General features: G+C 60.3%; 27 protein-coding genes. 8 read left to right on the top strand and 19 right to left on the bottom strand.

The window, feature by feature from the left end; translation table 11 throughout:
• The 6 genes from ACTIEN_RS16170 to ACTIEN_RS16145 all read right to left on the bottom strand — a co-directional run.
• The coding region (locus ACTIEN_RS16170) for a YitT family protein (RefSeq protein WP_439524182.1) at positions 1 to 342 on the bottom strand (342 nt) is incomplete at its 3' end.
• Positions 343 to 385: 43 nt separating this feature from the next.
• Positions 386 to 1,600 carry an NADP-dependent isocitrate dehydrogenase gene (locus ACTIEN_RS16165; protein ID WP_439524181.1) on the bottom strand — a complete coding sequence of 405 codons (1,215 nt, stop codon included), beginning with the start codon at positions 1,598 to 1,600 and terminating at the stop codon, positions 386 to 388.
• 24 nt (positions 1,601 to 1,624) lie between these two features.
• Positions 1,625 to 2,857, bottom strand: a complete 1,233-nt coding sequence (locus ACTIEN_RS16160) for a multidrug effflux MFS transporter (RefSeq protein WP_439524180.1) — start codon at positions 2,855 to 2,857, stop codon at positions 1,625 to 1,627.
• A 68-nt stretch (positions 2,858 to 2,925) separates the two neighbouring features.
• Positions 2,926 to 3,303: a potassium channel family protein gene (locus tag ACTIEN_RS16155; RefSeq protein WP_439524179.1), complete on the bottom strand. Its 378-nt coding sequence runs from the start codon at positions 3,301 to 3,303 to the stop codon at positions 2,926 to 2,928.
• Positions 3,300 to 3,944, bottom strand: coding sequence for a DsbA family oxidoreductase (locus ACTIEN_RS16150; RefSeq protein WP_439524178.1), 645 nt, complete (start codon positions 3,942 to 3,944; stop codon positions 3,300 to 3,302). Before ACTIEN_RS16150 ends, ACTIEN_RS16155 begins: the two co-directional genes overlap by 4 nt.
• 66 nt (positions 3,945 to 4,010) lie before the next feature.
• On the bottom strand, positions 4,011 to 5,519 hold the full coding sequence (locus ACTIEN_RS16145) for a class I adenylate-forming enzyme family protein (RefSeq protein WP_439524177.1): 1,509 nt from the start codon (positions 5,517 to 5,519) through the stop codon (positions 4,011 to 4,013).
• 78 nt (positions 5,520 to 5,597) lie between these two features.
• Between ACTIEN_RS16145 and ACTIEN_RS16140 the strand changes: the two genes are divergently transcribed.
• A complete protein-coding gene (locus tag ACTIEN_RS16140) occupies positions 5,598 to 6,218 on the top strand; it encodes a helix-turn-helix domain-containing protein (RefSeq protein WP_439524176.1) in 621 nt (206 codons plus the stop codon).
• A gap of 10 nt (positions 6,219 to 6,228) precedes the next feature.
• On the opposite strand, the gene ACTIEN_RS16135 is transcribed toward ACTIEN_RS16140, so the two are convergent.
• From ACTIEN_RS16135 to ACTIEN_RS16125, 3 genes are all read right to left on the bottom strand, one after another.
• Positions 6,229 to 6,462 (bottom strand): hypothetical protein, encoded by a 234-nt coding sequence (locus ACTIEN_RS16135; RefSeq protein WP_439524175.1) that lies wholly within the window; start codon positions 6,460 to 6,462, stop codon positions 6,229 to 6,231.
• A gap of 116 nt (positions 6,463 to 6,578) precedes the next feature.
• Entirely contained in the window at positions 6,579 to 6,695 is a 117-nt protein-coding gene (locus ACTIEN_RS16130; protein ID WP_439524174.1) for an entericidin EcnA/B family protein, read from the bottom strand.
• A gap of 3 nt (positions 6,696 to 6,698) precedes the next feature.
• Positions 6,699 to 8,516, bottom strand: coding sequence for an extracellular solute-binding protein (locus ACTIEN_RS16125; protein ID WP_439524173.1), 1,818 nt, complete (start codon positions 8,514 to 8,516; stop codon positions 6,699 to 6,701).
• A gap of 242 nt (positions 8,517 to 8,758) precedes the next feature.
• Here ACTIEN_RS16125 and ACTIEN_RS16120 point away from each other — a divergent pair, with 242 nt between their 5' ends.
• The 3 genes from ACTIEN_RS16120 (at position 8,759) to ACTIEN_RS16110 (ending at position 11,099) form a co-directional block, all read left to right on the top strand.
• A complete protein-coding gene (locus ACTIEN_RS16120; RefSeq protein WP_439524172.1) occupies positions 8,759 to 9,127 on the top strand; it encodes a hypothetical protein in 369 nt (122 codons plus the stop codon).
• A 78-nt stretch (positions 9,128 to 9,205) separates the two neighbouring features.
• Positions 9,206 to 9,979 carry a 3-hydroxybutyrate dehydrogenase gene (locus ACTIEN_RS16115; RefSeq protein WP_439524171.1) on the top strand — a complete coding sequence of 258 codons (774 nt, stop codon included), beginning with the start codon at positions 9,206 to 9,208 and terminating at the stop codon, positions 9,977 to 9,979.
• Between the two features lie 88 nt (positions 9,980 to 10,067).
• A complete protein-coding gene (locus tag ACTIEN_RS16110; protein ID WP_439524170.1) occupies positions 10,068 to 11,099 on the top strand; it encodes a patatin-like phospholipase family protein in 1,032 nt (343 codons plus the stop codon).
• Here the strand turns inward: ACTIEN_RS16110 and ACTIEN_RS16105 are convergent.
• The 4 genes from ACTIEN_RS16105 to ACTIEN_RS16090 all read right to left on the bottom strand — a co-directional run bounded on the left by ACTIEN_RS16105 (position 11,083) and on the right by ACTIEN_RS16090 (position 14,667).
• On the bottom strand, positions 11,083 to 11,994 hold the full coding sequence (locus ACTIEN_RS16105) for a calcium/sodium antiporter (RefSeq protein WP_439524185.1): 912 nt from the start codon (positions 11,992 to 11,994) through the stop codon (positions 11,083 to 11,085). The genes ACTIEN_RS16110 and ACTIEN_RS16105 overlap by 17 nt on opposite strands.
• Positions 11,995 to 12,097: 103 nt before the next feature.
• Positions 12,098 to 12,778 (bottom strand): DUF502 domain-containing protein, encoded by a 681-nt coding sequence (locus ACTIEN_RS16100; RefSeq protein ID WP_439524169.1) that lies wholly within the window; start codon positions 12,776 to 12,778, stop codon positions 12,098 to 12,100.
• Positions 12,779 to 12,860: 82 nt separating this feature from the next.
• Positions 12,861 to 13,778, bottom strand: a complete 918-nt coding sequence (locus ACTIEN_RS16095) for a pseudouridine-5'-phosphate glycosidase (protein ID WP_439524168.1) — start codon at positions 13,776 to 13,778, stop codon at positions 12,861 to 12,863.
• Position 13,779: 1 nt separating this feature from the next.
• Entirely contained in the window at positions 13,780 to 14,667 is an 888-nt protein-coding gene (locus ACTIEN_RS16090; protein ID WP_439524167.1) for a PfkB family carbohydrate kinase, read from the bottom strand.
• A 134-nt stretch (positions 14,668 to 14,801) separates the two neighbouring features.
• On the opposite strand from ACTIEN_RS16090, the gene ACTIEN_RS16085 reads away from it, so the two are divergent.
• Together ACTIEN_RS16085 and ACTIEN_RS16080 are read left to right on the top strand one after the other, a co-directional pair.
• Positions 14,802 to 15,983 (top strand): trans-sulfuration enzyme family protein, encoded by a 1,182-nt coding sequence (locus tag ACTIEN_RS16085; protein ID WP_439524184.1) that lies wholly within the window; start codon positions 14,802 to 14,804, stop codon positions 15,981 to 15,983.
• On the top strand, positions 15,980 to 17,029 hold the full coding sequence (locus ACTIEN_RS16080) for an ATP-binding protein (protein ID WP_439524166.1): 1,050 nt from the start codon (positions 15,980 to 15,982) through the stop codon (positions 17,027 to 17,029). Before ACTIEN_RS16085 ends, ACTIEN_RS16080 begins: the two co-directional genes overlap by 4 nt.
• Before the next feature lie 67 nt (positions 17,030 to 17,096).
• Here ACTIEN_RS16080 and phoB read toward each other — a convergent pair whose 3' ends face one another.
• From phoB to ACTIEN_RS16050, 6 genes are all read right to left on the bottom strand, one after another.
• Positions 17,097 to 17,786 (bottom strand): phosphate regulon transcriptional regulator PhoB, encoded by a 690-nt coding sequence (phoB, locus tag ACTIEN_RS16075; RefSeq protein ID WP_439524165.1) that lies wholly within the window; start codon positions 17,784 to 17,786, stop codon positions 17,097 to 17,099.
• A 3-nt stretch (positions 17,787 to 17,789) separates the two neighbouring features.
• Positions 17,790 to 18,527, bottom strand: coding sequence for a phosphate signaling complex protein PhoU (phoU, locus tag ACTIEN_RS16070; RefSeq protein ID WP_439524164.1), 738 nt, complete (start codon positions 18,525 to 18,527; stop codon positions 17,790 to 17,792).
• 4 nt (positions 18,528 to 18,531) lie between these two features.
• Positions 18,532 to 19,332: a phosphate ABC transporter ATP-binding protein PstB gene (gene pstB, locus ACTIEN_RS16065; RefSeq protein ID WP_439524163.1), complete on the bottom strand. Its 801-nt coding sequence runs from the start codon at positions 19,330 to 19,332 to the stop codon at positions 18,532 to 18,534.
• Positions 19,333 to 19,347: 15 nt separating this feature from the next.
• Positions 19,348 to 20,670 carry a phosphate ABC transporter permease PstA gene (pstA, locus tag ACTIEN_RS16060; RefSeq protein ID WP_439524162.1) on the bottom strand — a complete coding sequence of 441 codons (1,323 nt, stop codon included), beginning with the start codon at positions 20,668 to 20,670 and terminating at the stop codon, positions 19,348 to 19,350.
• A complete protein-coding gene (gene pstC / locus ACTIEN_RS16055; protein ID WP_439524161.1) occupies positions 20,667 to 22,139 on the bottom strand; it encodes a phosphate ABC transporter permease subunit PstC in 1,473 nt (490 codons plus the stop codon). The genes pstA and pstC overlap by 4 nt, the downstream gene beginning before the upstream one ends.
• An 89-nt stretch (positions 22,140 to 22,228) precedes the next feature.
• Positions 22,229 to 23,266 (bottom strand): substrate-binding domain-containing protein, encoded by a 1,038-nt coding sequence (locus ACTIEN_RS16050; RefSeq protein ID WP_439524160.1) that lies wholly within the window; start codon positions 23,264 to 23,266, stop codon positions 22,229 to 22,231.
• A 354-nt stretch (positions 23,267 to 23,620) separates the two neighbouring features.
• On the opposite strand from ACTIEN_RS16050, the gene ACTIEN_RS16045 reads away from it, so the two are divergent.
• Positions 23,621 to 24,901 carry an ArgE/DapE family deacylase gene (locus ACTIEN_RS16045; RefSeq protein WP_439524159.1) on the top strand — a complete coding sequence of 427 codons (1,281 nt, stop codon included), beginning with the start codon at positions 23,621 to 23,623 and terminating at the stop codon, positions 24,899 to 24,901.
• Between the two features lie 141 nt (positions 24,902 to 25,042).
• Positions 25,043 to 25,804, top strand: a complete 762-nt coding sequence (locus ACTIEN_RS16040) for a LuxR family transcriptional regulator (RefSeq protein ID WP_439524158.1) — start codon at positions 25,043 to 25,045, stop codon at positions 25,802 to 25,804.
• Positions 25,805 to 26,018 lie beyond the last annotated feature (214 nt).

Below are 26,018 nucleotides of genomic sequence, written 5' to 3'. Positions count from 1 at the left end.
CAGTGCCGGATGCACCGTGTCGAGCGTCAGCACATATGGGAACAGCTCGGATATCGTGGACATCAGCGCGACGGCGGCAAAGGTCTTGAGCGTGAAGGTCCAGCCAAGCTGATACACTGCAAGGATGTAGAAGGGCAGGTTCAGCACGAAAAAGACCAGCCCGAAGGACCAGTCGGTCACATAGCTTGTCACCAACGCCAGCCCGGCGATCTGTCCGGTCAGCAGATTGCTCTGCGCCAGGAACTGGATCGCCAGCGCCACAAGGATGGCGCCGATCAGGATACCCTGGATGTCTTCCAGAACCGTGTGCCGGTCGGCGGATGGTTTGCTGAGCAGAAACATAGGTCAGCAATTATGACATACCCGCCACAAGTCAAGTCTCGGATCAGCCCGTCAAGGCCGCGTTCAACCGCTCATCCAGCTTTTCAAGGAATCCCATCGTGGTCAGCCAGCTTTGCTGCGGTCCAACCAGCAGGGCCAGATCCTTGGTCATGAACCCGGCTTCGACAGTCTCAACCACGACCCGCTCCAGCGTTTCGGCAAAGGCGCGCAGGCTGATGTTCTCGTCCAGCTTGGCGCGATGTTTCAAGGCGCCGGTCCACGCATAGATCGACGCGATGGAATTGGTCGAGGTCTGTTCGCCTGCCTGATGCTGGCGGTAATGCCGTGTGACGGTGCCATGGGCGGCTTCGGATTCGACGATCTTGCCATCGGGTGTCATCAGGATCGACGACATCATGCCCAGCGACCCGAACCCCTGCGCCACGGTGTCGGACTGCACGTCACCATCGTAATTCTTGCAGGCCCAGACAAAACCGCCCGACCATTTCAGCGCCGAAGCAACCATGTCGTCGATCAGGCGGTGCTGGTATTCGATGCCCTTGGCCTCGAACGCCTCACGGAATTCGGTGTCGTAGATGTGCTGAAAAATCTCGAGGAACCGGCCGTCATATTGCTTGAGGATCGTGTTCTTGGTGGACAGGTAAACCGGCCAGCCGATGTTGAGACCATAATTCAGGGATGCGCGTGCGAAATCGGTGATCGAGTCGTCAAGGTTGTACATCCCCATGAACACGCCCGACGACGGCGCGTCATAGACTTCGCGTTCGATCACGGTTCCGTCTTCGCCCACGAACTTCATCGTCAGCTTGCCCGCGCTGGGGAACTTGAAATCGGTGGCCTTGTACTGATCGCCAAAGGCGTGACGGCCCACCACGATGGGTTTGGTCCAGCCGGGCACAAGACGCGGCACGTTGCGGCAGATGATCGGCTGGCGAAAGATCACGCCGCCCAGGATGTTGCGGATCGTGCCGTTGGGGCTGCGCCACATCTGCTTGAGGCCGAATTCCTCGACCCGCGCCTCATCGGGGGTGATCGTCGCGCATTTGACAGCGACGCCCACCTCCTTGGTCTTTTCGGCGGCATCCACCGTCACCTGATCCTCGGTGCGGTCGCGTTCCTCGATCCCGAGATCGTAATATAGCAGGTCGATGTCGAGATAGGGCTGGATCAGCTTGGTCTTGATGAAATCCCAGATGATCCGGGTCATTTCATCGCCGTCCATTTCAACGATGGGGTTATCAACTTTGATTTTCGACATTGGAGGGTCCTTTCCGTTGTCGGGTCAATTCATGGGGGACGGTGAAAGCTGCGCATCCGCCTGCATCATCAGGCGCATCAACAGCAACGCCGCCGCTGCTTCGAAAAATATGGAAATCGCCAGAGGCGTCGGTGTTCCGTCGAACATCAGACCGACCGGAATCGCCAGGATCACACCGCATACCGTGGCCACCGATCCAACCACACTTGCCGCAATGCCCGCGATATGACCCATCGGTTCCTGCGCGATTGCCACCAGATTGCCAAGCGTCATGCCGGCCTGAAAGAAAAGCGAAATCTGCCAGATGACGAAACATCCGAAATAGAGGTCATTCGAAATATGCCCGGCGGTCGCAGCATAACCTGCGGCAATCATGAGTGCAGACAGTCCCACCTGCGCAAGCAGCATGGCGCGCACCAGGAACATCATGCCCAACCGCATCACCAGACTGGCGTTCAGAATGCCGGAACTGGCCGCAATGACCGCAACAAACCCGAACCACAGCGCAAATGTGTCTGCGCGGCCAAAGGTGATGTCGTAAATCTGCTGAACGCTCGACAGCATGGAAAACAGCATGGCGAAACACAGGCCTTGCACCACGATGGACAGCCGCACGACGGGATGCACAAACATCTCGATCACCGCGCTGCGCAGGGCATGAAACCGGAACGGACGGCGGCGCTCGGGCGGCAGGGTCTCGGGCAGGCGAATGGCAAGCCACAGCGCTGAAATGACCGAGAACCCCATGAACCCGTAAAACACCGCGCGCCAGCTATAGGCGTCGATCACGAATGCGCCCAAGAGCGGCGCAATGGCCGGAACGATGGTAAAGACGATCATGATGAAGGACACGATCTGCGCCATGCCGCGCCCCATGTAGAGGTCGCGGACAACCGCCATTGCCACCACACGCGGACCTGCCGCGCCCAGCCCCTGAAACACCCGCGCAATCAACAGCACCTCAAGCGTTTCGGCCGTGGACGCGATATAGGCGCTGACCGTGTAAAGTGCGGCCCCCCAGAGCATCACGCTCTTGCGGCCATAGGTGTCGGACAGCGGCCCGGTGAAAAACGTCCCCAACCCCATGCCAAGCACAAATGTGGTCAGGATCAACTGCGCCTGATTGAGGTTGTCCGGGGTCAGTTCCTGCCCGATCTGCGGCAGCGCAGGCAGCATCGCATCAATCGACAGGGCCACCGTTGCCGCCAGCATGGCCATTAATGCGATGAATTCTTTGCGGGGCATGGCGTTCGGCATGAAGCGGTCCTGAGAATGTGCCGACAGCCCTAGCACCAAGTCAGATCAGGGAACAGGCCTCGCTCGGTTCAGGCATCGGGTGACGCGGCAGGCGGGGGCGGCGCGCCCGGATCGTCATCGGTGTTTGCACTTTCCCTGGGCGGTCCAAGGCGTCCCACGATCCATTCGACATGTTCTTCGCGCTTGCGCATGGCGAACATTCCGAACTGCTGGATCGACACGGCGAAGACGCCAAGCCCGACAAAGATGAACACCGTTGTCCCGATCTTGCCAAGCGCGGTTGCCGGAACAAGGCTGCCATAACCCACCGTCGACAGGGTGACGACGGTGAAGAAATACGAATCCAGCCAGCTCCAGCCTTCGGCCCAGCGAAAGAACGCTGTGCCTGTCGCGACGATGGCCAGCAGTGTCAGGATCAGCGTTGCAATGCGAAAGCGGTTTGTCATGCGTCCAGAGAGGCACCCTGTGCGAGGTCATCCAGAACCTGCAACCACAATTCGGTTGGCTGTGCGCCGGGGACAGCGTGTTTGCCTGCGACGATGAAGGTGGGCACCGAAGTGACACCCATGCCCCGCGCGGCGGCGTCGCGGTCCACGATCTCGCGGTGGTCTTCGTCGGTGGCCAGCAAGCGCAGCACCACGCTGGCATCCATGCCGCAGGTGTCTGCGATGTCGGCCAGCACATCATGATCGCCAATATCGCGCCCTTCGACAAAGTAGGCCTGAAACAGCGCGTCCACGACTTCGGTCTGGTGTTCTTCGATCCCGGCCCAATGGATCAGACGGTGTGCGTCTAGGGTATTCGGCGTCTTTTCAATGCCTTCGAAGTTGATCTTCAACCCCGCCTTCTCTGCGTTTTCGACCACGGGCGCATAGGCTTTGACCGCGCCGTCCTTGCCGCCGAACTTGGTTTCCAAGTATTCACGCCGGTCCATTCCGCCTTTGGGCATGTCGGGGTTCAACTGAAACGGGTGCCAGGTGATCAGGAACGGATGATCCGGGCGTTGTTGCAGTGCGCGATCCAGATTGGTCTTGCCGATATAGCACCACGGGCAGATCGGGTCGGACATGATGTCGAGCTTGACCATGTGTCTTTCCTTTGTGTCGTTTGACCCCGTTTAACAGACAAGGTCTTGAATGATAAGCAACTGCTTTCAGAGCGTTGCCTGATCCGGCAACGCCCGTCTCACCAGTTTGTTGTTGGCGTTCCGGGGTAGGGTTTCGACACGCTGATAAAGCCTTGGCTGCTTGTAGCGCGCCAGGTTTTGCGCTGCAAAGGTGGTCAATTCGTCCACGTCGATATCGCGATCAGCGACATAATAGGCCGCGATGATGCGCGTGTCGGGTTTGATGTCGATGTCGGTAACGCCAATATCGTGGATGTCTGGATGTGTGAGCAGGGCCGCCTCGACCTCAAGTGGGCTGACACGATAGCCGCCTGCATTCATCATGTCATCGGATCGGCCATGATAGAGAATGTCTTTGTTTTCAGTCATTTCGCCCATATCCCCGGTCAGGAACCAATCGCCGTGAAAGCGGGTCGCGGTCTCGTCCGGCTGGTTCAGATAGCCCAGCATCAGACCGGGATCGGACTTGTGAACAGCGATGATGCCGGTTTCGCCGGTGGGGACGGTGCCGTCTTTACCCACGATCGCGACGTGACGTCCCGGTTGGGGCCAGCCAAGGCTTTGGGGTGCAAGCGATGGCGATCCCGATGCGCTTGAGATGAAGGTCGAGCATTCGGACATGCCGAACGCTTCGTAAACGTGGGTGCCTGTGGCGGTGTGCCACGCGTCACGGATGGCCTGGGGCAGCTTTTCACCGGCGGAAAGGCCATGGCGAAGTCTGGGAAGGTTCAATGCGTCTGACTTCAGGATATTCCTGTAAACACCCGGGGCAGCTGCGAAAATCGTGGCTTCGTGCCGCTTCAGGAGCAGTGCAATCTGTACATGTTCGACGCCCTGCGCCGGGATCAGGGCGGTGGCCCCTTTGGTCCACGGGTCAAGCAATCCCGTGCCAAGTGTATAGGTCCAGTTGAACGCGCCTGCGTGCATCAGGCGGTCATTTTCGGTCAGACCGTACCAGCCCTCCATCATCATGCCCCGCGCCCAGATGGCGCGGTGGGCATGGCACACGGCGCGGGGTGTGCCGGATGTGCCGGAGGTGAAGATGATATAGGCGAGTCGGTCCGGATCGCCGTAATCGACCTGTGCAGGGGGCAAACCGTCCCATTCGGACAGTTGAACCGTACCGATCATCCGTACGGTGTCCGGACAGGCCGTGATCCCGTCATGCAGAACCGCCGCCGGGTCGGTCATGTCGATCAGCACCTGCACCTCGGCATCCGTCAATTGCGAAGAGGTGGGGATCGGGACGATGCCCACGGCAATCGCGGCAAGGTAGGCGACGGGGAATTCGACGGCATTGCCGACGCGCATCAACAGGCGGTCGCCGGGTTTCAGCCCGCTGTCCAGAAACCCGGTGGCGCAGCCAAGGACGGCCTGCTTGAGCCGCGCATAACTCCACCGCTGGGCACCTGTGGGTTTGACCACGGCCAGCGCGATCTTGTCGGGCACACGGTCGGCGGCGGCCAGCACATGGGCAGCAAGATTGAATCCGGACGGGCAGGCCGGATAGGGGCTTTGGTCGAACACGGACGTCATGCGCAAGGCCTAGGGTGGAATGCAACCGGTCGCAAGCGCGGCTTGCGGGGCGAGTGACCGGCCGATATAGACCTCGCCATGTCTGATGATCCCAGGAACCTGATCCGTATCGCGCGCGACACCGGAAGCCATGATCAACCGGAGCCGCTGAACCTTGGGGAGCGCGTGCGCGAACTGCGCAAGGCACATAACTGGACGCTTGAACAGGCGGCGCAGCAGGCCGGGCTGGCGCGATCGACCCTGTCCAAGATCGAGAACGGGCAAATGTCGCCGACCTATGACGCGCTGAAAAAGCTGGCGGTTGGCCTTCAGATCAGCGTGCCGCAATTGTTCACGCCGCCGCAGCGCGAAAAGGTGAATGGCCGGATGGTGATGACGCCCAATGGGCAAGGTCAACAACACGCCACAACCACTTATGAACACGAGCTTTTGGCGGAGTCCCTGACCAAGAAGCAGATGCTTCCCTATCGCGCTCGGGTGCGGGCGCGGTCGGTCGACGAATTCGACGGCTGGGTGCGCCATGACGGGGAAGAATTTCTATACGTCCTGACCGGGGTGATCCGGCTCTATACCGAATTCTATGAACCCATCGACATGCGTCGCGGCGATTCCGCCTATTATGATGCCACGATGGGTCACAATGTGATTTCGGTGTCGGACGAGGATGCCAACATCCTGTGGGTCACATCGCTGAACTGACCAGTAACAGTCAATGAAGGCGCAGGTCGCCAGCCTGACGGACCAGGGATTCAACAAACAGCCAATCCGCCAGTTCTTCGGTCGCTTCCAGCGTGGTCAGGTCGTGGGTATCCGCGAGATGATCCGAGAGGCCAGTCATGCTTTCGGGGGGCATACTCAACGCATCGCGGTCCAACAATGGGAACCGCGACTCCAGCCGTGCAAGGGCCGTGTGCCAGTTTTCAGTGATCTCGGTCCAGGTCATCAGGCGTTCCTCCAAACGCCCCTCGCACCATATACGATGGCATACAGTGCCAAATTCGCAAAAGCGTTTTTCCACCGCAGGCAGAAAAGCGCCACGGACTTTGGTTGCAGTCGGTGTCAGAACCAGCTCTGGACGGTGCGCGATCCGGTCGAAATATCCTGTCCGACACCGTCAACGGTGGCACAGGCACTCAGCGTGCCTGCAAGCACCGCCAAAAGAACCAAAGTCCGCATGGCTTACTCCTCTTCCCACCACCAGACATCTGGCTGCCAGCCGATCCAGTCGCCGTAGATCGGGATGGCCTCGGGGTATTTCAGCTCTTTCGCGTGGGCGATGCGGCTGATGTTCCACTGGTAGATCGGGATCACATAGCGGCCGGTGGTCAGGACCCGGTCCAGCGCCTGCGTGGCGGCGACGAAGTCTTCGCGCGTGTCCGAGTTGAGGATTGCGTCGATCATCGCCTCTGCCGCCGGGGAACACATGCCCATCCAGTTGCGCGTGCCCGGTGTTTCGACACCGTCACAGCCCCAGTACAGCTTTTGTTCGTTGCCCGGACTGAGCGACATGCCCCAGCGGTTGTAGCTCATGTCGAAATCGTAATTGGTTGTGCGCTCTTTGAACTGGGCGCTGTCGATTGCCGTGATTTTCGGGGTGATGCCGACCCGTTCGAGCGATTGCGTGAATAGGTCGATGATGGATTGTTCTTCGCTGCTGCCCTGTTGCAGCAGGATCTCGAAGGTGAAGGGTTCCCCGTCGGGGCCAACCATCTTGCCTTCGGAGATCGTGTACCCCGCCTGTTCCATCAGGTCGATGGCCGCGCGGATGTTGCCCCGGTTGCGTTCTGTGCCATCAGATTGCGGCAGGGCATATCCATCAAGCGCGCCGGGCAACAGGTCTGCGGCGAACGGTTCCAGCAGGTCACGCACGCGGCCGTCCGCCGGGCCATCCTCCATCCCCAGAACCGAGTTCGAGAAATAGGACGTGATGCGCGGCTGTTTGGAGCCGGTCATGGTTTCGTTGATGAATTCGAAGTTGAAGGCGTGCAGCATGGCATCGCGGACGCGCCAATCCTCGAACACGTCGCGGCGGGTGTTCATCACAAAACCGGTCATGCCCGAAGGGCGTTCATGCGGGATCACCGATTTGACGACTTCGCCGCTGTCGATGGCGGGAAAATCGTATTGCGTGTCCCATCTCTCGATATTGAATTCGCGGCTGGAATTCAGCGCACCGGCCTTGAACGCCTCGAACATGGCGGTGCCGTCACCGTAGAATTCAAGGCGGATTTCATCAAGGTTGGCCTGACCACGCATGAAGTTGACGCTTTGGCCCCAGTATTCGGGATTGCGCTTGAGGCTGACAAATCGGCCAGCCTCGTAGTCGTCGACCACATAAGGTGCTGTGGTGATCGGCACTTCGTCGATGCCGGAGGCGTCGAATTCCTTGCCGTCCCACTGGGCCTTTTTCAGGATCGGGCGCATCCCGATCAAGAGCGCCATTTCCGGATCTTCTTCGTTGAAGGTGAACCGGAGGCTGCGCGGGCCTGTCTGTTCCATCGACGCGATCTTGTTCCACGCGCCGTGATAGCGCGGGTGGCCGATGGTGCCGAGCGTTTCGTAAGACCACATCACGTCTTCCACGGTCAGAGGCGTGCCGTCCGAAAACGCAGCCTCTTCGCGCAGGACAAATTCGACCCATTCGCGGTTCTCACCCACCTCAATCGATTCGGCCAAAAGGCCGTACAGCGTGAAGGGTTCATCCCAATTCCGGCCCATCAGGCTTTCATAGGCCAGGAACCGAAGCTGCCACGGGGTAGAGCCTTTGGAGATGTGCGGATTGAGGCTGTCAAAGCTGCCGACCTCGCCGGTGACGATACGCCCGCCCTTGGGCGCGTCCGGGTTGGCATAAGGCAGGGACACAAAATCCGGTGGTAGTTCCGGGTCGCCATACATAGCTATGCCGTGCTGCGGGTCCGCGGCCCCGGATTGCGCGCTTAACGCGACTGCAATTGCAGCCACGACAAGTTGCCGTTTTAGGAAAAAATCCGATCTCATTTTCGCAACAATCCCTGTCTGCCCTTGTTTTATTGAACCTGAAGGTAACGGGGCTTTTGTGGCTTTTCAAACTTTTAGCTTGGATCGCTGCGAAGAATTGCCTATAAGGGAGTCACTGCTCGATAGGTTTCTTGCCTGTATGAAACCTGCCTCAATAACTTAACCCCGGCTTCGTGCCGGGGTTTTTTTCTGTCTGAACGCCACTCGATCTGCAAGGCTGACGCAGCAGGAGGAGTAGCGACATGAACAGTTTGAAGCCCGTATTAAAGGCCTATGGGGACGCGTGGTGCGAACCCGACACGGACAAACGACGCGCGCTGCTTGAGATCGCATGGGCGGAGAATGGCCTGTATCAGGACCCCAGTGGCGAGGCGTTGGGACGCGAATCGCTTGTCGGGCATATCGGACAGGTTCACGCACAGTTTCCGAGGGCGCGAATCGAACTGACATCGGGTGTGGACCAGCACCACGACCGGATCCGCTTTGCGTGGCGTCTGGTGGTGGCGGATGGATCTGTTCCGGTGAGCGGACTCGACATTGGACGTGTCGGTTCCGACCGGCGCCTGACCGAGATCATCGGCTTTTTCGGCGCACAGCCTCCGGCGGCCTGACACACAGATCCTTGCTTTGTATTATGCAAACGCAGCATGTAGCGTGCTGCACAAGCAAACACGAAGGAAGGAGCGATCATGTCGCTGAAGGGAAAAACCGCTGTCATCACCGGATCGAATTCCGGGATCGGTCTGGGTGTGGCGCATGAATTGGCGCGCGCCGGGGCGGATGTGGTGATCAATTCGTTCACGGACACTGCCGAAGATCACGCGCTGGCCGAAGAGATCGCAAAAGAACATGGCGTCACGGTGCGCTATATCCAGGCGGATATGTCCAAACCCGACCAGTGCCGCGCGCTGATCGAAAAGGCCGGCACCTGCGATATTCTGGTAAACAATGCGGGTATCCAGCATGTCGCGCCGGTGGATGAATTCCCAGTCGAGAAATGGGACGCGATCATTGCGATCAACATGTCGTCTTCATTTCACACCACAGCCGCCGCATTGCCGATGATGCGCAAGGCAGGTTGGGGCCGGATCGTGAATATCGCCTCCGGGCACGGGCTGCGCGCATCCCCATTCAAGGCGGCCTATGTCACAGCCAAGCACGGCGTTCTGGGGCTGACCAAGACCGTGGGTCTGGAAACCGCCAAGGAACCGATCACCTGCAACGCCGTCTGTCCGGGATATGTCCTGACCCCGCTGGTTGAGGCGCAGATTCCCGATACGGCCAAGCAATACGGGATTTCCGAAGACGAAGCTGTCGAAAAGGTGATCCTGGCCAAGCAACCCTCCAAGGAATTCGTGACCGTGGAACAGCTTGCCGGGACGGTGTTGTTCCTCTGCAGCGACGCGGCGGATCAGATCACCGGGACATCCCTGGCCGTGGATGGCGGCTGGACGGCTGCCTGAGCGCGGAGCCTAAGCTAAATTGGGGAACGAGGGGTCCGCCCCTCGTGCTCCCAAGGATATTGTTGAACCAGAGAAGCAGGAAACCGGCATGGTGAAGATCAATCTTGCGCTACAGGGCGGCGGGGCGCATGGCGCGTTTACCTGGGGTGTACTGGACCGGCTTCTGGAAGAGGACGACATCGAGATTGCCGCGATCACCGGCACCTCGGCAGGGGCGCTGAACGGGGCCGCGCTCAAGTCCGGGTGGCTGGTCGACGGGCGGCAGGGCGCGCGCGACAACCTTGACTGGCTCTGGGCGCAGGTGGCGCGATTGGACGATCTGGCCGTTCCCAAATGGATGCAGGCGTGGCTTCCGACGCCGGGCGCGATCAGCAAATCCATGGAGCTGTCACCGATCTACATGCTGGGCGACACCTTGGGGCGGATGATGTCGCCCTATGCCTGGGGCCCGTTATACGAAAATCCGCTGGAAAAGATCGTCGCCCAGTTCGATTTCGGGCGGGTCTGTGCGATGGAGGGGCCAAAGTTATATGTCTGTGCCACCAATGTGCGCGACGGCAAGGTGCGGGTGTTCGAAGGTACTACCATCAGCACCCAGAGCATCCTTGCCTCGGCCTGTCTGCCGACCCTGTTCCAGGCGGTTGAGGTGAAAGACCCGCAAACCGGGGAGACAGAGGCGTTCTGGGATGGCGGCTATACCGGAAACCCGGCGCTTTTTCCATTGTTTCACGGCGGTTTGCCGGACGACGTTGTCATCGTGAACATCAATCCGATGGTGCGTGACAGCGTGCCGGTGATGCCGAACGAGATTCAGAACCGGATCAACGAGATCAGTTTCAATTCATCGTTGCTGCGCGAATTGCGAGCGATCGAATTTGTGCAGCGACTGATCACGCAGGGCGCGGTCAAAGACGGTGCGATGAAGAACATGCGGGTGCATATGATCGCGGATGACGACCTGATGAACGACCTGTCGGTGGCAACCAAGATGGTGCCGGTGCCATCGGTCATCGCGGAACTGAAAGCCGCCGGTCGGCGCGCGGCCGGCGGTTTTCTGGCGCGTCACAAGGCGGATCTGGGAACCCGGCAGTCGGCGGATCTGGTCAAAATGTTTGGCTGAGCCACGCCATGTAGCCGGCATAGAGAAGCAGGAATCCCGCGCCGGTGCTGCGGCTGATCCGGGACGTCAGGAACAGCATTGCGATCAGCAGCAGCGTTGCGGCCAGCATGATCCAGATGTCACGCCCGAGATCCGTCGCGATGGGCAGGGGTACGACAAGCGCCGTTGTGCCCAGGATGCCAAGGATGTTGAAAATCCCGGACCCCAGGATATTGCCGAGGGCGACATCCGATTGCCCGCGCCGCGCCGCCATCACGGTGGTGGCCAGTTCGGGCAGGGAGGTGCCCACGGCCACCAGGGTCAGGCCGATCACCGCTTCCGGCACACCATAGGCACGCGCGATGCCGGTTGCGCCATCGACAAGCGCAATCGCACCACCGATGGTCAGCGCAAGCCCGGCCAACAGGATCAGCGCTGCAATCGGCAGCCGGTCGGCCGGGATCGAAAGATCCTGATCCGGAGTGTCCGAGGACCGGAACGCCCCCCAGAGGTAGAAGCCAAGGAGCGCGAGCAACACCGCACCGGTGAGAGAGGTGATCTGGCCATAGACCGCCAGCCCGACCAACAGCAGGGCGCTGCCCGCAACCCAACCGGCTTCGCGCGGGAGCGCGGGCATATGGGCCGCGACCGGGCGGATCACTGCGGCCACACCGAGGATCAGCAGGATGTTGGCGATGTTGCTGCCCACCACGTTGCCCAACGCGATGGCGGGCACACCAGACAGGGCGGCGCTGAGCGAGGTCACCAGTTCGGGGGCAGAGGTGCCGAAGCCCACCAGCGTGAGGCCGATCACAAGCGGTGACACGTTGAAGTGGCGCGCCACGGCAACTGCGCCGCGCACCAGAAGATCGCCGCCAAACAGCAGCGCAGCCAGCCCGAAGGCCACCAGAAACACGTCCAAGGGAAGCTCCTAAGCGTGGCGCGCGCGGGGGTGCGGCGCGACGTTCCAGACAGGTGTGCAGCCTGTCCCTGTGGTTCAAGCGTCGGCGCGAGAAATATTATGCGGCCTTGGCGGGCTGGGTCGGATCCTTGGCGTTGGGGTAGACCAGCCCCGCAGAGATCACCAGCTTGGCGGCGTCTTCGATCGACATATCAAGCTCGATCACGTCTTCCTGCGGGAAAAACAGCAGGAAGCCGGATGTCGGGTTCGGAGTGGTCGGCACAAAGACCGAAATCAGCTTGCCCATGGTTTCGGCCCTGTCGGCAACCTCGCCCCGCGCGTCGGTCGAGATGAAGCCGATGGCCCAGATACCCTTGCGCGGATACTGGATCAGGCAGGCCGTTTCGAAATTGCGTTCGGATTGGGCAAAGATCGTCTCGGCGATCTGTTTGACGCCGCTGTAGATCGACCGCACCACCGGCATGCGTTCCACCAGTCCTTCGGCAAAGCGGATCAGCGAGCGTCCGATCAGACCCTTGGCGACCCAGCCGACAAAGACCGTGAACACCAGGAAAAAGATGACCCCGACCCCGCGCAGGTTGATGCCGATATACTGTTCCGGGTTGAACCGGGTGGGTACAAGAGGCAGCACAAACCCGTCGATCCACCCCATGATCGTCCAGATCAGCCAGATCGTCAGCGCAACCGGAGCGATCACGACAATTCCGGTCAGAAAGCTGGCCCGCAAACGCGAAAAAAGACCGGGCTTGCGTCGTTCGGCTTCGAATGGGGTGGTCATGTCGGGTCCGTCACTGGTTCCGGGAAAACCTAGGGCGTCCGACAGGCGTCTACAATGGGTGCGCGGCGCAAGAGCCTGATTTTCAACGCAGCGACGTCAATTCCTGTGCAATTTGTGCGCCAAGCCGAGCATTGTTGAGCACAAGCGCGATATTGGCATCGAGGGATCGCCCGTCAGTCAGTTCGAAAATGCGTTGCAGCAGGTAAGGTGTAAGGGCCTTGCCAGAGATGCCGTGGGTTTCGGCGTCCTGTGTGGCGCGCGTGATCATCGGATGGATCTCGGCGTGCGGAATCTCGGCTCCGGCGGGGATCGGGTTGGCGATCAGCTGGCCACCCGGCAGGCCAAGCGCCATGCGCATCACATGAGCCTTGGCGATTTCAAGCGGCGTGTCGGCGCGAAGCGGTGCCTTGAGGGTCGACGCGCGGGACCAGAAGGCGGGCAGCGTGTCCTGACCATAAGCCATCACAGGAACGCCGAGTGTTTCCAGAACTTCGAGCGTCTTGGGCAGATCGAGGATCGCTTTCGCGCCCGCCGCGACGACGGTCACAGGGGTATGTGCCAGTTCCTGAAGATCGGCGGAGATATCGAAACTTTGATCCGCGCCGCGATGCACACCGCCGATGCCTCCGGTGGCGAAGACCATGATCCCGGCGAGGTGCGCGGCGATCATGGTGGCCGCGACCGTGGTTGCCCCGGTGCCACCCTTGGCCATACAGACCGCCATGTCGGCGCGGCTGAGCTTGGCGACGTGTTTGGCCTGCGCCAGTGTTTCAAGCTGTTCGGCGCTCAGGCCGACGCAAAGACGACCGTCGATCACGGCGATGGTGGCAGGCTCTGCTTTGTTGTCGCGGATCGTCGCCTCGATGGCCTGTGCGGTTTCAAGGTTCTGCGGCCAGGGCATGCCGTGGGTGATGATGGTCGATTCCAGCGCCACCACGGGCCTGTGCGCATCAAGCGCGGTCTGAACGGCGGGGGAAATATCAAGCGGCAGATGGGTCATTTCAGGTTCCTCCGGCGACGTAGGCCGCGGCTGTGGCAAGGGCGCGGTGCAGCGCGGTGGGGCGGTCGGCGCCGCGCAGTTCGGACGCGATATGGGCGGCCATGAAGGTGTCGCCTGCGCCGGTGACGCGGGTGACCATTACTTCGGGGGGGCGTTCGGCCAGGATGCCATCCTTGGTGGCGTCACAGGTGACATTGCCGCCATCGGTGACCAGCGCGCGCGCCGCGCCGCGTTCGATCAGGGCAGCCCCGGCCTGTGGCGCGCTTTCGAATTCGGTCTGGCACAGCAGGCCCGCCTCTTCGAGGTTCACATAAAGAACACCGTGCCCGCTTCGGATGAACGGCGACAGGCGTTCCGCCTTGCCGGGAGAGGCCGGTGCAATCCGAAGGTCGGCCTTGGAAAACGCCGGGTGGCGGACGATCTGATCCAGCAGCGCTTCGGTCAGGTTGCCATCCAGCGCGATGGGTCCGGGGAACGGCGCTTCGACAAATCCCAGGGGACCGTCGATCAGGGGGCGCAGGATCTTGTCGCCCGCCTGTTCAAGGGAATGCGCGTCGGCAATGGCGGCGATCAGGCCGTTGGCCGCTTCGATCGCCATGTATTGATCGGTGGGCAGGTCTTCGGAGCGGTAAAGGTGATCCGTGATCAGGCCCATCCGCTCGCAGGTCAAGACCAGTTCATCACCTTCGGCATCGCGGCCAATGACACTGAGCAAGGCAGGTAGCAGATCGAACCGCGCGAGAGTCATTGCGATGTTCATCGCGACACCACCGGGCAGGCGGGTAATGTGGCCGGGCACGTCGGCGCCCTGTTTCATGTGGCGGTCAGAGCGGCCGATCACGTCCCAGAGGACAGAGCCGATGCAAAGGATATCAGGACGCTGTGTCATACGACCGTCATCGCCCGAGCGCTGGTGCAGCGCAAGAGCGGGATTGCGAAACGCGCTGTCGCGCTGCCCATTGTTGCCGCCTGTGCTTTGTGGCAGGCCTGCGGACAAGAATTGAACGGAGTTCCGCGACAATGATGAAACCCACCCTGATGCGCCCACGCGGCTTTCCTCACAGCGCGTCGACCCCTGTGGTCACGCCTCTGATGCCATCTGTCGTCTATGCCAGCGAAACGCCTGACCGGCTTGACGATCAATACGAGGGACGCGCGGCGGGCTACACCTATGCGCGCGAGGGCCATCCCAACGCCGATGTACTGGCGCGCCGGATCGACGCGATGGAAGATGCACCGCAACCCGGACTGGTTCTCGGGTCGGGGATGGCGGCGGTCACAGCCGTATTGCTGGGGCTGTGCAAGGCGGGCGATCATGTGGTCGGGGGCGATCAGTTGTACGGGCGGTCCCTGCGCATGATGCGGGACGATCTGCCCCGGCTGGGGATCGAGACGACGCTGGCTGATCCGACAGATGTGGCGGCGGTGGCAGCGGCGTTGCGGCCAAACACGCGGCTGGTGCTGATCGAGGTGGTGTCGAATCCGACGCTGCGGATCGCCGATGTGCAGGGGATTGCGGATCTGTGCCGTGACAAAGGTGTGCTTCTGGTGGTGGACAACACCTTCACCACACCGCGCGCCGTGCGGCCATTCGAATTGGGCGCGGATGTGGTGCTGCATTCCGTGACCAAGCTGCTGGCGGGACATTCCGACGTGACGCTGGGCTGGGTGGCGGCCCGCGAGGCCGCCGATGCCAAGGCGATCTATGATTTCGCCGTCACCACCGGCATGACGCCAAGCCCGTTCGATTGCTGGCTGGCCGAGCGCGGACTGATGTCTTTCGATTTGCGCTTTGACCGGGCCGAGGCAACGGCGGCGCGACTGGCAGACCATCTGGCGGGGCAGGGTCTGGTCAAGCGGGTGCTTTATCCGACGCGTCCCGACCACCCGGACCGCGCCCGCGCGCAAGGGCTGTTGCAGGGGCGGGGATGCAACATGGTGAGTTTCGAGCTGGATGGTGGCCGCGCCGAGGCGAATGCCTTTACCAAAGGGGCCGACCAGATCGCCTTTGCTCCGACGCTGGGAGATGTGGGCACAACGCTGTCGCACCCAGCATCCTCGTCGCACCGGGGTTTGACACCCGAGGGGCGCGCCAAGCTGGGCATGACCGAAGGGTTCTTCCGGGTATCCGTGGGTCTGGAAGACCCGGACGCGCTGATCGCGGCTTTCGATGCCGGGCTTGCGGCGGTGGCAGACGCAAAATGACAGCCGCCCCCCGCGACATCCTGATGGTGCTGGGCATCCCGGCGGTGCTGATTGCGCCGGATGAACGGATCTTCGCGGTCAATGCCGCTGCTGAAAAGCTGCTGGGCAAGAATATAGAGGGACGGCATTTCATCACCGCGCTGCGCCAACCAGCCCTGATCGAGACCATCGAACAGGTCCAGCGCGATGGCACCGGGCACGAAACCCGACACCTGACCAATGACGGGCAGCATGACATCACCTACCGTGTGACCTGCGGGCCGGTGCCGATGCAGGGACGGCTGGGCATTTTGGTGTCATTCGAAGACATCACGCCGATGGAGCAGGCGGGCCAGATGCGCCGGGATTTTGTGGCCAATGTGAGCCACGAACTGCGCACACCTCTGACCGCGCTGTTGGGCTTTATCGAAACGCTGCAAGGACCGGCGCGCAATGACCCGAAGGCGCAAGAGCGGTTCCTCGGAATCATGGGCGCAGAGGCCGGACGGATGAACCGTCTGGTCTCGGACCTGTTGTCGCTGAGCCGGGTCGAAGCCGATGAGCGGGTGCGCCCGGTCGATCCTGTCGATCTTGGTGTGGTGATCCAGCAGACGCGGCACAGTCTGGCGCAATTGGCGGATGAGGCGGGGATCGAGCTTTCGCTGCATCTGCCTGATACGCCCGTCGTGATCCCCGGCGATGCCGATCAGTTGCGTCAGGTGCTGACCAATCTGGTGGAGAACGCGATCAAGTATTCCGGAAAAGGCAGTTTTGTCCGGCTGAGCCTTGGCGCGCCGGATTACGAAACCCGGCTGCGCGGGCAGGGGGTTCGGATCGAGGTGAGCGACACAGGGGCCGGGATCGACACCGTGCATCTGCCGCGCCTGACCGAGCGGTTCTACCGGGTCGACAGTCACCGGTCGCGAGAGCTTGGAGGAACCGGACTTGGGCTTGCCATCGTCAAACACATCGTCAACCGCCATCGCGGACGGTTGCAAGTGGACAGCCAGCTGGGCAAGGGCACGACGTTTACGGTGATCCTGCCAGTGGAGCAGCGGCAGGAGTGAGGACGGCGGGCGTTTCCGTCAACGGAAACGAAATGATGCGTTGACGCATCATCCGCCGGTGGCCCGTTCAGCCCAGAGAATACCCTGCACCGCGCACGGTGCGAAGGGGATCGGCTCCTCCGGCAGTGGTCAGCGATTTGCGCAACCGGCCAATATGGACATCCACCGTTCGGGTATCGACATAGATGTCACGGCCCCAGACCCGATCCAGAAGCTGTTCGCGCGACCAGACGCGGCCGGGTTTTTCCATCAACGTCGACAGCAGGCGAAATTCGGTCGGGCCAAGTTTGATCTCGGACCCGTGCCGCGTCACACGGTGGGTTTCCGCGTCGAGCACGATATCTTCGTATTCAAGACGCAGGCCTGCCGCCGCCGGCCGGGTCCGGCGCAGCTGCGCACGCACGCGGGCCATCAGTTCGACGACGGAGTAGGGTTTGATCACATAATCATCCGCGCCGGTTTCCAGACCCCGCACGCGGTCCACCTCTTCAGAGCGGGCCGAAAGCATGATGATCGGCACGTTGCGCGTGTCGGCACGGGTCTTGAGTTGCCGGCACACCTCGATCCCGGACACGTTGGGAAGCATCCAGTCCAGGACGATGATGTCGGGCTGTTCCTCGTCCACGAGGAGCAGCGCCTCTTCGCCGTTCTCGGCCTTGGCGACGCGAAAGCCTTCGGCTTCCAGGTTGTACCCCAGAACCTCGCGCTGGGCGGGTTCGTCTTCGACGACCAGAACTGTCGGCTGGACCCGGTTCATGGATCAGACCTTGCTGTCGTTGGATTGGGACAGGTTTGCATCGGTTGACGTGTTGTCTTCTTTCTGGCGCGGTTCGTCCGGTTTGTCACCCGTGACAAGAAACACCACCTGTTCGGCGATCGAGGTGACATGGTCGCCCATGCGTTCGACATTCTTGGCGATGAAATGCAGGTGCATGCAGGGTGTGATGTTACGCGGATCTTCCAGCATGAAGGTCAGGAATTCGCGGAACAGGGTGTTGTACATCTGGTCGATGTCGACATCGCGTTCGATCACGCTCATTGCAAGCTTGTCGTCGCGCTGGATATAGGCGTCGAGCGCATCCTTGAGCATGATCTGCACATCACGCGACATGCGCCGCAATTGTGACGCAGAGCCGCTGATCGCCGGCATCGACATCAGCACTGCATTGCGCTTGGCCAGGTTCTTGGCCAGATCGCCGATGCGTTCGAGATTGGCGCTGATCCGCATGACCGACAGGATCACCCGCAGGTCGATGGCCGTGGGCGCGCGCAGGGCGATCACGCGGGCGGCTTCCTCGTTCAGAAGCTCTTCAAGCTCGTCGATCGCCTTGTCCCCGGCGCGGACCTTGTCGGCCAGTTCCTGGTCGCGGGTTTCCAGTGCCTGCGCGGAATCAAGGATGGCCTGTTCGACCAGACCGCCCATTTTCATGATCCGGGCCTGAATGCCTTCAAGGTCGCGGTCGAAGGCGCTTGAGATGTGGTCTTGCTTGGGGGTCACGATCTTATCCAATCCGTCCGGTGATGTAGCTTTCGGTGCGGCTGTCTTCGGGGTTTGTGAAAATCTTGGATGTCTCGTCGTATTCGACAAGGTTGCCCAGGTGAAAAAACGCGGTTTTCTGGCTGACGCGCGCGGCCTGCTGCATGGAGTGCGTGACGATGACAACCGCGTAGTCCTGGCGCAGTTCGTCGATCAGTTCCTCGACCTGCGCGGTGGCGATGGGGTCAAGCGCGGAACACGGTTCGTCCATCAGCAGCACTTCGGGTTCGGTCGCCACGGCGCGGGCGATGCACAGACGCTGCTGCTGGCCACCGGAAAGCCCGGTGCCCGGAGCCTGAAGCCGGTCCTTGACCTCGTCCCAGATGGCACCGCGGCGCAGGGCGCGTTCGACAATCTCGTCCATCTCGGCCTTGTTGCGGGCCATGCCGTGGATCCTGGGGCCGTAAGCGACGTTGTCATAGATCGATTTTGGGAACGGGTTGGGTTTCTGGAACACCATGCCGACCTTGGCGCGCAGCTGCACAGGATCGACCCGCTTGTCGTAGATGTCATCGCCGTCGATCAGGATGTCCCCTTCGACGCGGCAGATGTCGATGGTGTCGTTCATCCGGTTGATGCAGCGCAGAAAGGTTGATTTTCCACAGCCCGACGGGCCGATGAAGGCGGTCACGGTGTTGTTCTCGATCTCGACCGAGACATCCTTGATCGCGTGATTGTCGCCGTAATAGACCTGTACGTCCTTGGCTTTGATTTTGACGTCAGTCACGGCCGTCTCCTGTGTGGTGAAGTGTGGTGCATCGTACATGGGACAAGGTCCTGATTACCAGCGGCGCTCGAAACGGCGGCGCAGAATGATGGCGATGATGTTCATCGTCAGAAGGAAGATAAGAAGGATGACGATTCCGCCCCAGGCCTTTTCATAGAAGCCCGCGTCGGCGCGTGCCGCCCAGGTGTAGATCTGCGCGGGCATCGCGGAGTTCGGATCGACAAAGCCGGAGACAACCCCTTCAGGATAGGCACGGGCGATGAAACCCACCATCCCGATGAGCAACAGCGGCGCGGTTTCGCCCAGGGCTTGCGCCAGACCGATGATCGTGCCCGTCAGGATACCCGGAGCAGCGAGCGGCAGGACGTGGTGAAACACCGTCTGCATCTTGGACGCCCCGACGCCCAGAGCCGCTTCGCGGATCGACGGCGGTACAGATTTGAGCGAGGCGCGGGTCGAGATGATGATGGTGGGCAGCGTCATCAGCGTCAGCACCAGACCACCGACCAAAGGTGCGGATTGCGGCATGTGCATGAACTGGATGAACACGGCAAGGCCAAGGATGCCGAACACGATGGACGGGACTGCCGCCAGGTTCGAGATGTTCACCTCGATCAGGTCAGTAAACCAGTTTTGCGGCGCGAATTCTTCCAGGTAGATCGACGCCGCGACGCCGATGGGCAAAGCCAGGGCCAGCACGACCAGCATCATGAAGAACGACCCGACAACCGACACGCCGATCCCGGCACCCCCCGGGTTGTCCACACCGGAATCCGATCCGGTGATGAAATTCCAGTTGAAGCTGGACGTGATGATCCCTGCATCGGCCAGCGCGTCCACCAGATCAAGGTCGCTGACCATCAGGAAGCGGCTGTCGACCACGCTGTCACGGGTCACGCGGCCTTTGAAATAGCCGTCCACACGCGAAGATGTCGCAAGGTTGAAGGCCACCGGCGTGCCGATCCGATCCGGGTTTTCGCGGAAGAATTCCCGAATGGTGCCACCGGTCTTTCCCAGCAGGCGTTCGATGGCGGCGGGATCGAAATCGACCTCAAGTCCACGCTCTTCAAGCTGGCTTTGAAGTGCCGCAACAAAGAGGTTCTCATACGCCTTGGTCTTGAGCATCTGGCTCTCGGCGGCATCGAATTCATCCTGGGTCAGGGTGAATTCAACCTGCACATTCGCTTGGGTGAAAGCGGGAATTCCCGAGCGCAGGATGGATATTGCAAGCACACCAAGGAAGAAAAGACCGATGAGAATTGCCGCCAGCCCGTAAGCCTTGAAGCGCTTTTCGGCGGCGTTGCGTTTCTTGGTGCGGGCGTCGACGGTTGTGAGCCGGCCCTTCATCGGGGCGCTGTTCATGCTTGCGTCGGTCATTCGTACTGCTCCCGGTATTTGCGCACGATGTAGAGCGCGAAGATATTGAGCCCGAGGGTGATGACGAAAAGCGTCATGCCAAGGGCAAAGGCCACGAGCGCTTCGGGTGAGGCGAAATCGGAGTCGCCGGTCAACTGCGACACGATCTTGGCGGTCACGGTTGTCATCGCCTCGAACGGGTTGAGCGACAGTCGCGCAGCGGCACCCGCGCCCAGAACCACAATCATCGTCTCGCCGATGGCGCGGCTTGCCGCCAACAGGATCGCGCCGACAATGCCGGGCAGGGCGGCTGGAATCACCACCTGGCGAATGGTTTCGGATTGCGTGGCACCCAGCCCGTAAGACCCGTCGCGCATCGACTGCGGCACGGCATTGATGATGTCATCCGACAAAGAGGACACGAAAGGGATCAGCATGATGCCCATTACCAGTCCGGCGGTCATCACGGCGGTCCCGGCCTGCATCCAGCCCAGCCCTTCATCCCCGAAGACACGCATCAGAAGGGGGCCGACGGTCAACAGCGCGAACAGGCCGTAGACAATGGTCGGGATACCGGCGAGGACTTCGAGCATCGGCTTGGCGACGGCCCGCACCCTGTTGCCCGCGTATTCCGACAGGTAGATCGCGGCAAACAGGCCAATCGGAACAGCCACCAACAGCGCGACGATCGAAATGTAGAACGTGCCCCACAGAAGTGGCAGAATGCCAAGGTCCGAAGCCCCGCCCCGGCCGGAAAAGCTGGGTGCCCAGCTTGTTCCAAAGAAGAATTCGGATGCCGGGTAGAGACGGAAAAACTCGATTGTGTTGAAGACCAGCGACAGGACAATGCCCAGCGTGGTCAGGATGGCGATAGAGGCGGCGGCGATGAGCAGCGCGCGTATCCCTTGCTCGACCACGTTGCGGGCGCGGAAATCGGGTTTGGTTTCCTTGATGCCCCAAAGTGCGCCAGCGGTGGCGATCAGCAGAACGACAATGGCCATGATCTGCGACGCGCTGCTATTGAGCACGCGGAACCGTTGGGCCGCGCGCAGGATCGGCTGGGTGATCTGCGAAGTCACGATGGCACCGGCCTCGGACAGGCTGTTGGTCACGTCCTCGATATCGGCGTTTGTGTCACGCGCCTCGGCCTCGGTCATGCCGCCGGTCGCGACCGCAAGGTCCAGTCCGTCCGCTGCGCGGCGCACTTCGGCCAGAACAAGGCCGCGCGACGAACTGTCGGCGATGGCCGTGTCGGGGATCATGCCAGAGACGACGTTGTTCACATAAAAAGGTTGCGCAAGCAGCCAGATCACCAGCACCAGCAGGGCAGGGATCGCGGATTTCATCGCGGCGTTGCTGCCGTAATAGATCGGAAGCGAATGCAGGGTGCGCCGGTCCTGACCCGACAGAGCTAGGACGCGCGACCGGGCAAGCACATACGCCGCAGCGGCAATCGCGAGAACGATCAGGAAAAGCCAGAGTAGTGGCATGGAGCCCCCAGAGTGTTCAGAAGAAAGTCCAGAAGGAAAAAGGAGGCGGCAGACAGCGCCGCCTCCTGATCGGTTGGATCGTCAGACGATTACATGTCCGCGCCCATGATCTTTTCATCAGCAACCATCTGCTGTGTCTTTGCCAGCTCGGGGTCGGACACGAGGCCGTAGTTGGCCAGCGGGCCATTTGCGCCTGCCAGATCGTCAGAGATGAAGAACTGGGCATATTCCTTGAGGCCCGGAATCACGCCGATATGGGCCTTCTTGACGTAGAAGAACAGCGGGCGGGACACGGGGTATTCACCCGAAGCGATGGTGTCGGTTGTCGGCTCGATGCCTGACATTGTCGCAACCTTCAACTTGTCGGTGTTGTTCTCGTAGAACGCGAGGCCGAACACGCCGATGCCGTTTGTGTTGGCGTCGATACGCGCAAGGGTCTCGGTGTAGTCGCCGTCGATGTCGACCGACTTGCCGTCCTGACGCACGTCAAGGCAAGCGTCCTCGGCGTCGTCTTCGGACATGCCGCCTGCAACCATTGCTTCCATTGCGCCTGTGGCTTCACAGCCGGCCAGCAGAACCTGCTCTTCGAAGACTTCGCGTGTGCCGTGCTTGGTGCCCGGGATGAACATCGCGATTTCTGCGTCAGGCAGATCGGCGTTGAATTCGGACCAGTTCTGGAAGTCGTTGTCGACCAGTGCGCCGTCCTTCATGACCTTCGCGCCGATGGCGTTGTAGATATCGGACGGAACAAATGCGTCGAATGCCGGACCGGACTGCTGGGATGCAAACACGATGCCATCATAGCCGATGCGGACTTCGATGATGTCGGTCACGCCAGCTTCGGCACATGCCGCAACTTCACCTTCGCGGATCGGACGCGAGGAGTTTGCAATGTCGATGGTGTTTTCGCCAACGCCTTCGCAGAAGCGCTTGAGGCCGGACGACGAACCGCCGGATTCAATGACCGGTGTCGGGAAGTCGGTGTTTTCGCCAAATGCTTCGGCCACGATGGAGGCATAGGGCAGGACGGTGGACGACCCTGCAACCTGCACGTTGTCACGCGCGGCTGCGGCGGTTGCGGAAACGGCAGCGATCGCCAGTGCCGATACAGAGAATTTTACGGACATTATGTCAGCTCCTTGCTTGGACATCTCTCGGCCATCCCCCTGATGACCGTTGGCGGTGGTCTATTGGTGTTCCGACATGCTTTTGTGACAGTTGCGTAACGGTTTTATGACAGTCACCCGGACGACAGGTTTGAATTTCAGCCGAAGTCGTAACAACATGGATTCATGTGGTAAATTTTTGAAAATTGACTTTGCGTAAACAACAAGATGGAATTGACTGAACGCGCGTTGCCCTTGGAAAACGGGCACGGGACGACTTGAAGGTCGGTCTATTGTAACGATCCGACCACCGAAACGGGGAATCAATCAGTGTGATACGCAGGATTTCAGAAGAGAGGCGCGAAAGGACACCAGGTGCTTGATCCAGAAACAAAAGACGCGATCACCCGTGCGGTGACAGATGGTTTCGACACGCAGATCGCGTTCACCAAGGACTTGATGCGGTTTGCGTCGATTCGCGGCCATGAGCACGGCGTTCAGGAGTTCGTGTTCGATGCCCTGTTGCAGCGAGGCTATGCGACCGAGCGTCTTGAGATGGAGCGGGCCGCCATCGAAAACCATGTCGGCGGCGGCAAGTTCAGTGTGGACCATTCCGACGCGCCAATTGTGATCGGCACATTCGACCCTTTGGAAACGCTCGGGAAGTCATTGATTCTGCAATCACATACCGACGTCGTTCCCACCGGCCCAGCCGAGATGTGGCGCTTTGATCCATTTGATCCGCAGATCGACGGTGACTGGCTGTATGGGCGTGGTGGTGCAGACATGAAGGCCGGGCATGCCGCCATGATCTTTGCCATGGATGCGCTGAAAGATGCCGGGCTGCGCCCAACTGCGCGGGTCGAAATCCAATCCGTCGTCGAAGAAGAATCCACCGGCAACGGTGCGTTGATGACATTTCTGGATGGGCATACCGCGGATGCAGTGCTGATCCCGGAGCCAGAGGACGAAATGCTGGTGCGCGCCAATGTCGGCACGCTTTGGTTCGAGGTCGAATTGCGCGGAACGCCGGTGCATGTGCGCGAGATGGGCGAGGGTGCCAATGCCATAGATGCGGCCTATCGCGTGATTGCAAGCCTGCGCGAACTGGAAGCGCGTTGGAACGAGGATCGTCATAAACGGCTTTATTTCAGGGATTTGGCGCATCCAATTAATCTCAATGTCGGCAAGATCGAAGGCGGCGACTGGGGATCATCGGTGCCTGCATGGTGCCGCATCCAGTGCCGCATCGCGATTTTTCCGGGGATCCGGGCACAAGATGCCGCGTCAGAGATCGAAAACCACATCGCGGAGTTTGCGAAGACCGACGGCTATCTTGCTGACACGCCACCAAAAATCACGTTCAACGGGTTCTTTGCGGAAGGTTATGTGCAAGAGCCGGGATCAGAGGCAGAGGCGGCTTTGGAGCGCGCACATCACGCGGCGACAGGCGTACCGTTGGAAAGCTTTACCACGCTTGGATATCTCGATTGCCGGGTCTACAGGCTTTACAACGATATCCCGTCGCTGTGTTACGGGCCGATCTCGGAGAACATTCATGGATATGATGAACGGGTGAGCGTTTCATCCCTTCGTCGCATTACGATTGCCATGGCGTTGTTTATTGCAGATTGGTGCGGCACAACAAGAATATAGGGGGCAGCCGGATGATCGACGCTACAAGTGGTGCCAGAATTCTTATAATCAGTATTATGTAATATAATGATGCGCTGCCAGATGGACAAGACCACCTAACCACCCATACAAACCCCAAACAGTTTTGAGTATTATAGTCCCATGACCCCCGAGCATAATTCCGCTCTTTTAGACCTGACCCATTCCGCCAGCATCGAAGAGCTGTGGGATCTGCACTGTCGACGTATGGCCGACTTCGGGTTCAATCGCTTGCTCTACGGCTTCACGCGGTTCCGCACAGCGACGTCGCTTGGCGATCCGAACGATTTTATCATCCTGTCGAATATCGACAGCGACTATGTCGAGCACTTCGTCCACAACGGTCTTTACCAATCGGCCCCTATGGTGCGCTGGGCCGTCGACAATGACGGTGCAGCAAGTTGGACCGTGCTGCAAATGATGTTGCAAAGCGGCACTGTGACGAATGATGAACTGCGCATCCTGGACTTCAACGCAAAGCACGGGATCACCGCAGGCTTTTCCATCAGTTTCCGAAGCCTGTCAGACCGCGCCAAAGGCGCCATCGCGCTTATTGCCGAACCGGGACTGTCACAGACAGATGTGGATGCGATGTGGGACCGCTGGGGCGAATTGATCCAGCTGATGAACAATATCGTGCATCTCAAGATCCTGACCCTGCCCTATACACCGCCCAACCAGGCGCTGACCAAACGCCAGCGCGAGGCGCTGGAATGGGTTGGCAGTGGCAAAACCATGCAGGACATCGCAACCATCATGGGGCTGACGCCGGCGACCGTAGAGAAACATCTGCGACTTGCACGCGAAGCGCTGAATGTCGATACAACCGCACAGGCTGTTCTCAAGGCCGCTTTGCAGAACCAGATGTTCGTAAGCGACGCATAAGGCGTGAAAAAACTGTGAGGTCTGGAAATCCTGACTTCCTTGACGCGAGGTAAACAGGCATGATGTCACTGTTCCGTGAGTGGTGGCAATTTCAGCCGAGGAACAAGAGACCCGCATCCCGTATATTTAAGGGCTCTGCGGGTCTCGTTTGAAAGACGCTTGGTGCGGGTAACGACAAACGACCTGTCCCGGTTGGTTTTGTCGGTCGGCACCA

It is taken from the genome of Marivita sp. (genome assembly GCF_051859345.1).
GTDB lineage: Bacteria > Pseudomonadota > Alphaproteobacteria > Rhodobacterales > Rhodobacteraceae > Marivita.
The sequence above is the reverse complement of the archived record's forward strand: the minus strand, read 5'-3'. Positions and strand labels throughout refer to the sequence as shown.